Source organism: Streptomyces sp. MB09-01, from assembly GCF_033794505.1.
Taxonomy (GTDB): Bacteria; Actinomycetota; Actinomycetes; order Streptomycetales; family Streptomycetaceae; genus Streptomyces.
This window is the reverse complement of the sequence record NZ_JARAYQ010000349.1, coordinates 1-6,849: the sequence shown is the minus strand read 5'-3', so window position 1 is coordinate 6,849 and position 6,849 is coordinate 1. Positions and strand designations below refer to the sequence as shown.

The 6,849-nt window shown below is 72.1% G+C and carries 6 protein-coding genes and 1 pseudogene; 4 read left to right on the top strand and 3 right to left on the bottom strand.

The window, feature by feature from the left end; all coding sequences use genetic code 11:
• Nucleotides 1-235: 235 nt before the first annotated feature.
• Nucleotides 236-1,462 (top strand): amidohydrolase family protein, encoded by a 1,227-nt coding sequence (locus PV721_RS39360; protein ID WP_319733066.1) that lies wholly within the window; start codon nt 236-238, stop codon nt 1,460-1,462.
• A gap of 88 nt (nt 1,463-1,550) precedes the next feature.
• Here the strand turns inward: PV721_RS39360 and PV721_RS39355 are convergent.
• Nucleotides 1,551-2,789 (bottom strand): annotated as a pseudogene (locus PV721_RS39355) (MFS transporter).
• A 126-nt stretch (nt 2,790-2,915) separates the two neighbouring features.
• Nucleotides 2,916-4,253, bottom strand: coding sequence for a ricin-type beta-trefoil lectin domain protein (locus PV721_RS39350; RefSeq protein WP_319733064.1), 1,338 nt, complete (start codon nt 4,251-4,253; stop codon nt 2,916-2,918).
• Nucleotides 4,254-4,358: 105 nt separating this feature from the next.
• Between PV721_RS39350 and PV721_RS39345 the strand changes: the two genes are divergently transcribed.
• The 3 genes from PV721_RS39345 to PV721_RS39335 all read left to right on the top strand — a co-directional run bounded on the left by PV721_RS39345 (nt 4,359) and on the right by PV721_RS39335 (nt 6,240).
• Complete coding sequence (locus tag PV721_RS39345; protein ID WP_319733063.1) at nt 4,359-4,850, top strand: GNAT family N-acetyltransferase; 492 nt, start codon at nt 4,359-4,361, stop codon at nt 4,848-4,850.
• A 69-nt stretch (nt 4,851-4,919) separates the two neighbouring features.
• The gene (locus tag PV721_RS39340; RefSeq protein ID WP_319733061.1) at nt 4,920-5,777 is read left to right on the top strand and encodes a trypsin-like serine peptidase; all 858 of its coding nucleotides are present in this window, start codon (nt 4,920-4,922) and stop codon (nt 5,775-5,777) included.
• A gap of 16 nt (nt 5,778-5,793) precedes the next feature.
• The gene (locus PV721_RS39335; RefSeq protein WP_319733059.1) at nt 5,794-6,240 is read left to right on the top strand and encodes a cytidine deaminase; all 447 of its coding nucleotides are present in this window, start codon (nt 5,794-5,796) and stop codon (nt 6,238-6,240) included.
• A gap of 60 nt (nt 6,241-6,300) precedes the next feature.
• Here the strand turns inward: PV721_RS39335 and PV721_RS39330 are convergent, their stop codons facing one another.
• On the bottom strand, nt 6,301-6,744 hold the full coding sequence (locus tag PV721_RS39330) for an NUDIX hydrolase (protein WP_319733057.1): 444 nt from the start codon (nt 6,742-6,744) through the stop codon (nt 6,301-6,303).
• Nucleotides 6,745-6,849 lie beyond the last annotated feature (105 nt).

Genomic DNA, 6,849 nt, shown 5'->3' with positions numbered 1-6,849 from the left:
GGGGTTTGGGGTTTTTTTTAGGGGCCGGGTGTTTGGACGTGCTGGTGGGCCGGGCTCCCTCGGGATGCTTCCGCGGGTGCGGGATGGCCGGTACGCCGTCCATCTGTCGTCCCCCTGCCTTCCGTTCGGTGTAAGGGTCAGTCTGCCCTGTCTTGCGCGTACACGTCAGCCCGTCCATGGCCGATCACGGACCAACTAGCTGACGGTTCGTCAGATCGGCGCTACCGTATGAGCCATGGAGACCTTCCCGAAGATCATCTCGGTGGACGACCACACGGTTGAGCCCCCCCACGTCTGGCGGGACCGGCTCCCGTCCAAGTACCAGGACACCGGCCCCCGCGTCGTCCGCGCCCCCTTGAAGGAAATGACCTTCCTCGGCGGCAAGTTCGCCCCCGTCATGGGAGCCAAGGGCGACGACGGCCCGATCGGCGACTGGTGGGTGTACGAGGACCTGCACCGGCCGCTCACCCGCCTCGACACCGCCGTCGGGTACGACCGCGACGAGATCAAACTGGAAGTCATCACCTACGAGCAGATGCGCCCGGGGTCCTTCTCGGTTCCCGACCGCCTGGCCGACATGGACGTCAACCACGTCCAGTCGGCCCTGTGCTTCCCGACCTTCCCCCGCTTCTGCGGCCAGACCTTCACCGAGGCCAAGGACCGTGAGCTGGGACTCCTCGGCGTACGGGCCTACAACGACTGGATGGTCGAGGAGTGGTGCGGCCCCGACGCACGCGGCCGCCTCATCCCCCTCACCCTGATCCCGCTCTGGGACGCCCGCCTGGCCGCCGCGGAGGTCCGCCGCAACGCGGCGCGCGGCGTGCGCGCGGTCGCCTTCTCGGAGATACCGCCGCACCTGGGCCTGCCGTCCATCCACACGGACGACTGGGACCCCTTCCTGGAGGCGTGCAACGAGACCGGCACGGTCATCGCCATGCACATCGGCTCCTCCTCCCGCATGCCGTCCACGTCCGCGGACGCCCCGCCGGCGGTCGGCTCCACCATCACCTTCGCCAACTGCTGCTTCTCGATGGTCGACTGGCTGATGAGTGGCAAGTTCGAGCGCTTCCCCAACCTGAAGATCATGTACGCGGAGGGCCAGATCGGCTGGATCCCGTACATCCTCGAACGGGCGAACGTGGTCTGGGAGGAGAACCGGGGCTGGGGCGGAGTCGCGGACAAGGTGCTGCGCCCGCCGTCGGAGCTCTTCGCGGAGCACGTCTTCGGCTGCTTCTTCGACGACGCCTTCGGCCTCAAGAACCTCGACTCGATCGGCGTCGGCAACGTCCTCTACGAGACGGACTACCCCCACTCCGACTCGACCTGGCCGAAGTCCCGCGAGGTCGGCGAGGCGCAGATGGGCCACCTGGGGCCGGACGTGGTGGACCGCATCGTGCGCGGCAACGCGATCGACCTGCTGGGGCTCACGGCGGACGGCCTGTGGGCGGGACCGGGGGCGTAGCCCCTGGGACCCACCGGCCGTCAGGACCGTCCGGCTGCCAGGACCGACCGCCCTGGAAGACCGATCGGCCGTCAGGACCCACCGCCCTCTAGGACCGATCGGCCGCGCGGCACGCCCCGGCGCCGCGCGGCTGCGTCCCCCCGCCCGGCCGCGCGGTCACGAGCAGCAGCGTCACGGCCAGGCCCGCCACCGTGAGCACCGGCAGCAGCACCCGTACGTCCACGAGGGCCACCAGTGCGGCCCCCAGCGCCAGGGCCAGCGCGTTCGGTACGAAGACCAGGGTGTTGGCCGTGGCGGCGGCGCGGCCCAGCACGGCGTTCGGGACCTCGCGCTGCACCGCGGTCAGCGCGGCGATCAGCACGCACGGCAGCCCCGCGCCGATCGCCACGCTGCCGGCCAGGGCCACCGCGTCGTACGGCAGCGCCCTCGCCCCGACGCCCAGCGCGAACAGGGCCACGCCCCCGGCCGTGAACACCCGGTCCGGAAGCCGCCGCAGGAGGGCCCGCCGCGAGGCAGCTCAGTACGGAACCCGCGCCCTGCACCGCGTACAGCACGCCCACGTAGGTGGGTGCGTGCCCCAGCACGCCGTCGGCGACCGCGTAGACCACCGCGCCGTTCAGACCGGCCAGGAACATCACCGCGGCCCCGGTCAGCACCAGTGGCCGCAGTGCGGGCGAGCCCCACAGCTGCCGCCCGCCCTCCAGCACCTGCGCGAGACCGTACGCCGGCGCGGTGCGGTCCGGCGGCTCTTCACGGACCCGCAGCAGGGCGAAGATCCCCGCCGCCAGTGCGAAGCTCAGCGCGTCGAGCAGCGCCACGGACGCCCCGCCGTACCGGACGAACAGCCCGGCGCCCACCAGCGGCGCGATCAGCTTCACGCCCTCGTTGGCGGTCAGCCGCAGCCCGCCCAAGTCCCCGAGCAGCTGCCCGTCGAGGCCTGCGGTACCAGGGCCGCCTCCGCCGCCTCCTGGAGGCTGCCGCACACTCCGTACACCAGCAGGACGGCGAACAGCAGCCACACCCGGCCCGCCGCATCGAGCAGGAGCAGTACGGGCAGCAGCGCGGCCATCACGAGGCCGACGCCGACCAGCACCGGCCGCCGCGGCAGCCGGTCGGCGAGCGTCCCCAGCGCCGGCCCGGCCAGCACCGGCGCCCACAGGACGAACACCGTCAGCGCCGCGAGGGCTTCCGACCCGGTCAGCGCCTTCACCCAGATCCCGGCCACCAGCCACATCGCGGTCGTGCCGAACCCCGAGACCACCACCCCGGCGAGATACAGCCCCGCATTGCGGTCCCGCAGGACCCGTCCCCTTCCCCAGCCGGTCATCGGACCAGCGTGCGCCTGAGGAGGGGGCGCCGGGATCGGGCAACCGCCCTATTTCCCGCGCCGCTTCTGCAGGACAGGCCGCCCCGGGACGATGCGGGGCGGCCTGTTGTGCGTGCGCGGGGCGGGCTACTTCGGAGTGGCCCAGACCTGGCGCTTGTTCGTGTTCGCCGTGTAGAGCTGGACCACGGTGCCGTTGGCGGTCGCGCCGCCGGTCACGTCGAGGACCTTGCCGGACGCCACGTGGACGATCTGGCCCTTGGCGTTGACGGACCAGCGCTGGGCCGCCGTGCCGTTGCAGTCGTAGAGGCTGATCTTGTTGCCGTTGGTGCTCGCGTTGCGCGCGTTGTCCAGGCACTTGCCGAAGGCGCGGAACGTGCCGTCCTTGCCCAGGATCCACGACTGCGCGGCGGAGCCGTTGCACGTGTAGAGCTGGATCTGCGTCCCGTTGGCCGCCTTGCCGCCCTTGACGTCCAGGCACTTGGAACCGATCCCGGTCACCCGGCCCTGCGGGGAGAGCGCGGCTCCGGCGCCGGCCGCGAGGCGGCGCAGGCCCTGGACGTCGAACTGCTGGACGTAGTTGCCCGCGCGCTTGTCCTGGTACGCGTACGCGGGCGAGCACATCACCGGGAACTGGCCCGAGTCGGAGCCCTTCACGCAGTCGCTCTTGGTCAGGCTGCGGTTGGCGTGCGTCAGGCCCAGCGTGTGCCCGAGCTCGTGGCTGACGTGGTTGCGCATGTACGTCTCGCCCATGGCGGCGGTCGGCTTGCCTGCCGTCGTGAAGAACTCGTCGTCTATGTAGGCGTGGCCGCTGGTCACGGTCTCGGCCACGGACGAGCTGGTGAAGCCGCAGCTGAGGTTGGCGGCGCCCGAGCCGTCACGGACCACCTTCCAGCCCGTGCTGCCCATGCTGCCCTCACCGGCGGGGGGCACGCACGGGCGGTGCGCGACGCCGACGATCACCTCGCCCTTGGGACGGACGTAGTCCCAGCCGACCGGCCTGGTGTCGACGGAGACCGGCAGGTTCGTGATGCGGCGCAGGTCCGCGGCGGAGGCCTGCACGTACGGGGCCAGCCAGTCGGCGGACTTCTGGTCGTAGAACTTGATCGTGTAGCCGGTCTGCAGCCACTTGGTGGCGCCGCTCAGCTTCCACCCTTCGCCCGACGGCGGTGCGGGAGCGGCCGCCGCGGCCGCTGCGCCCGACGCGGCCGACCTCGCGGCGGCCTCCGGCGCCTGCGCACCGAGCGACATGACGCCGTCCTTGAAGACGGTGCCGTCGGAGCCGTGGGTGGCGGAGTCCTCCGCGTGGGAGCCGTGGGAGTCGTGGGAGTCCGGTGCCTCGGCCGTGGGCGGCGCCGTCTCGCCGGTGCCCTCGGTGCCGAACGCCGTGGGGGAGAGTTGCAGACTTCCCACGATCGCCACCGCGGCAGCCGCGGCCACCATGGATATCCGGTGCTTGCCTGTCAAACGCAAGTGTTCGTCGCCCCTCATCAGGAATCGGAGCGACGATTAGATCAAGAGGTCAAATGCACGTGCAAACCGCATAGTTGGATGTCGGGCTAGCATCGGGGCATGCCTCGACTCCAGCCCCTGCGCCTCGACCACGCCCCGGCCCTGCTCGAGTTCGAGCGCGAGAACCGGGCGTACTTCGCGGCATCCGTTCCCGACCGCGGCGACGAGTACTTCGCCCACTTCGACGAACGGCACCAGGCGCTGATGGCCGAGCAGGACGCGGGGCTGTGCCGCTTCCACGTACTGGTGGAGGACGGCGGTGAGGTGGTGGGGCGGGTCAACCTCGTCGACGTGGCGGAGGGTTCGGCCGAGCTCGGATACCGGATCGCCGAGAAGGCCGCCGGCCGGGGCCTGGCCACGGCGGCCGTGCACGAGGCGTGCGGCCTCGCGGTCACGGAATACGGCCTGACCGCGCTGCGGGCCGTCACGACGCTCGACAACCCCGGTTCCCGGGCCGTACTGGCGCGCACGGGCTTCGTGCCCACCGGCGGAATCCAGCTCGACGGCCGCCCCGGCCTGCGCTTTCTGCGCGACCTGAGCACGCCCTCCTGACCGCCCCGCCCCTTGCACCCGGCCCTGCCCCCGAGGCATGCTGCGCCAGGGCAAATCGGAAGGATCATCATGCCGGTGGACAAGCGGACCGTCGTGACGGCGGTGCTGTGTGCGGTGGCGGCCCTGGGGGCTTCCGCCGCGGTGGCCGAGCTTGTGCCGCCGCCCGAGGGGGCCGCGCCCGTGAGTGCGAAGGCCGGGCCGACGGCGTCGCCGACCGCCACATCGCGATCGCAAGCGGCGAAGCCCCAGCTTTCGACGCCGCCCGGAACCACCCTGCCGCCCGCCGTCACGCCCCCGCCCGGCGGTCCCGCGGCCTTCACCGGGGCCCTGTTCACGAACGGCCTGGACAGTGATCACTTCTGTACGGCCACCGTGGTGCACAGCCCCGGCCGGAACCTGATCATCACCGCCGGGCACTGCCTGCTCGAGGGCGACCAGGGCGACGGAACCGCCGTCTTCGCACCGGCCTACGCGAACGGCATGGCCCCGTACGGCACCTGGAAGATCGAGGAGGTCTTCGAGGACGACCGCTGGTCGGAGGGCACGGACGACGACTACGACCTCGCCTTCGCCCGCCTCGCCCCCGACGCCAAGGGCCGCACCATCGAGGACGTGACCGGCGCGGCCGTCCTCGACACCAGCGGGCGCGCGGGCGAGGAGGTCACGGTCACCGGGTACCCCGCCGACCGCAAGATCCCCCGTACCTGCACGGCGCTCGCCGTCCGCGAGAGCCCGACCCAACAGCGCTTCGACTGCGCCGACTTCCCCGGCGGCACCAGCGGCAGCGCGTGGATCGCCCGCGACGGCAAGGTCATCGGCATCCTCACGGGCGGCGACACCGACGACGTGTCGACCAGCACGGTCCTCGGCGAATACGCGGCCTCCCTGTACACCAAGGCCACGGCCAAGACCCCGGCCGCACGCTAGGAGGAAGGCGGAGGACATGACGGCGCAGCCCCACCACGTCGACCACGAACTCATCGAGGCCGCGGCCCGGATCGCGCGCTCCCGCTGCCGGGGCGACAACCACACGATGGCGGCCGCGGGCCGCGCCCGGGACGGCCGGATCGTCAGCGCCGTGAACGTGTACCACTTCACCGGGGGCCCCTGCGCCGAGCTGGTGCTCCTCGGAACTGCGGCCGCTCAGGGCATCCACGACCTGGACACCATCGTCGCCGTGGGCGACCGCGACCGGGGGGTCGTCCCCCCGTGCGGACGGTGCCGCCAGGTCCTCGTCGACCACCTCCCGGCCCTGAAGGTCATCGTCGGGGAAGGCGAGCGCCTCCGGACCGTTCCCGTCATCGACCTGCTCCCGGAAACCTACGTCTGGGCCGACCACCAGCTCGACACCGAGCCCGCCGGGCAGGCCAGGCCGCCCGGTACGGGCTGACGCCGCCGGACACAGGCAGGGCGGACGATGCCCGGTGCGCAGCCGGCGCCCGGCCACCGTTCAGGCCAGCAGGCCGAAGTGGACCGGCTCCGCCGGGGCGTTCGCCAGGAGGTCCGGGAGGCGCGGGGGCCACAGGGGTTCGCCCAGGGTGGCCAGGCGGTCCGCGGGGAGCCACTGCCAGTGGATCCCCGGGGATTCCAGGACCGGTTCGCGGTGGGGTCCGCGGGCGAGGTAGATGTGCTCGTGCTGGCGGACCGGGATGCCCTGGTGGGTGAAGTCGTGTTCCCAGGTGCACAGGAGCCGTTCCGGCTCCAGGTCCGTCCAGCCGGTCTCCTCGCGCAGCTCGCGCCGCACGCACTCCTCGGGGCTCTCGCCGGGATCGATGCCGCCGCCGGGCGGCAGCCAGTGGATGCCGACCTCCACGTTGTTCTCGCGGAAGAGGAACACCGATCCGGCCGGGGACAGGATGACAACGCGCGCCGCATGACGTGGAGTTCGTCTCATCAGCTCAGGGTACGTCGGTGATCGGGTCCGGGGGACGGGCTCGTCGGCACCGGTCTTCCGCCCGGCCCGCCGCCGCCCGTCCCGGGGACCGCAGCTCCCCCGGGT